The sequence below is a fragment of the Tepidimonas sp. genome, assembly GCF_036825565.1.
GTDB lineage: Bacteria > Pseudomonadota > Gammaproteobacteria > Burkholderiales > Burkholderiaceae_C > Tepidimonas.
Genome location: NZ_DAISXZ010000132.1, coordinates 1 through 1,928, shown reverse-complemented (window position 1 = coordinate 1,928; position 1,928 = coordinate 1). Strand labels below are relative to the sequence as shown.

The 1,928-nt window shown below is 67.1% G+C and carries 1 protein-coding gene; it reads right to left on the bottom strand.

Features of this window, described 5'->3' with window-relative positions; translation table 11 throughout:
* On the bottom strand, positions 1–1,676 hold a 1,676-nt coding region (locus V7026_RS11390), incomplete at its 3' end, for an ABC-F family ATP-binding cassette domain-containing protein (protein WP_334155490.1).
* Positions 1,677–1,928: the final 252 nt, after the last annotated feature.

Below are 1,928 nucleotides of genomic sequence, written 5' to 3'. Positions count from 1 at the left end.
GCGGGGTGGGACGGGGTGGGGGCGGCGTCGGTCTTGCCCGTGTCCTCGCGCCCCTCATCCCGCCAGGCCGATGGCCACACCGGCACGCGCCCATGCAGCCGCATCGACTGCGCTATCCAGTCCTCGACACCGCCCTCGTACTCGCGCCAGCAGCCATCGCCTTCGAAGACCAGCGTGCTCGTCACCACCGCGTCCAGAAAACGCCGGTCGTGGCTGACCAGGAACACCGTGCCCGGGTAATCGACCAGCCGCTGCTCCAGCAGCTCGAGCGTCTCGATGTCCAAATCGTTGGTCGGCTCATCCAGCACCAGCACATTGGCCGGTCGCGCCAGCAGCCGCGCCAACAACAGCCGGTTGCGCTCTCCGCCCGACAGCGAGCGCACGGGGCTTTGCGCCCGCGCAGGCGAAAACAGAAAGTCCGCCAAATAGCTGCGCACATGGGTGCGCCGCCCCGCGCATTCGATCCACTCGCTGCCCGGGCTGATGAAGTCCTCCAACGTCGCATCCAGATCCAGCGCCGCGCGCATTTGATCGAAATACGCCACCGTCAACTGGCTGCCCAGCCGCACCCGCCCGCGATCCGGCTGCAATTCACCCAGCAACAACTTCAGCAGCGTCGTCTTGCCCGCACCATTCGGGCCAATCAGCCCAATCTTGTCACCCCGCAGCACGGTCGTCGACAGATCTCGGGCAATCTCCACCCGCTGCGCCCCCTCTTCGAAGGCCAGGCACACCTCCTCCAGCTCGGCCACCAGGCGGCCGCTGGCCTGGCCGCGCGCCACCTCCAGCCGCACCTGACCAACTGCCTCGTGGCGTGCGGCCCGGGCTTGCCGCAGCCGCTGCAACCGCTCGATGCGAGCCTGTGCGCGTGTGCGGCGCGCTTCTACGCCTTTGCGGATCCAGATCTCCTCCCGCGCCAGCAGCCGGTCGGCCTTGGCCTGGATCACGGCCTCTTGCGCCAGTTGTTCGGCCTTCAGCGATTCGTACTGGGTGTAATCACCGGGATAGCTGCGCAACTGGCCGCGGTCCAGCTCCACGATGCGCGTCGTCACCCGGTCCAGAAAATGCCGGTCGTGGCTGATCACCACGACGCTGCCGCGAAAGGCCCGCAACTGGTCCGCCAACCAATCGATCGCATCGATGTCCAAGTGGTTCGTCGGCTCGTCCAGCAGCAGCACCTCGGGCTGCCCGACCAGCGCCCGTGCCAGTGCCACCCGCTTGCGCACGCCGCCGGACAGCGTCGCCAGATCCGCGTCTGCCCGTAGACGCAGCCGGGCCAGTGTCTGCGCCACCCGCGCCTCCCAGCGCCAACCATCGACCGCCTCGATGGCGTTTTGCAGCGCGTCCAGATCATCGCCCGGCCCGGGGTCCGCGTAGCGGCGCAGCCAGGCGTGGATGTCTTGCAAGCCGTCGGCCACCGCGTCGAACACCGTCTGCCCTTCCAAGAACGTCGGTTCCTGAGCTACATAGGCCCAGCGGAGCCCTTGTCGGCGTTGCAACTCCCCCGCATCCGGCCGCTCCAGCCCGGCCAGTATCCGCAGCAACGACGACTTGCCCGTGCCGTTGCGCCCCACCAGGCCTACGCGCTCACCTCCATCCAGCACGAACTCCGCGTGGTTGAGCAGTGGGACATGGCCATAGGCCAGCGAAGCGTCTTTCAAATGGATCCAAGTCATGGGCACCCCAAGCGGCCAGCCGGGGGCTGCCCGGCCCCGGACCGCAAGAATCGGGCCCGGGTGCCGATCGCCGTTGCTGGCCGCCTAAAACGGTGTATACTAGCGGGCTCTCGACGACGCAAGCGCAAGCGCTCAAGCGCAACAAGCGCAGCCTACAAGTCAGTCGCCGGGCGACACACAAACGCAGCGTGTTTACAAAGACGCCCAAAAGTGTGTCATAATACGAGGCTCTGCTGATCGCGGCGGGTTTCG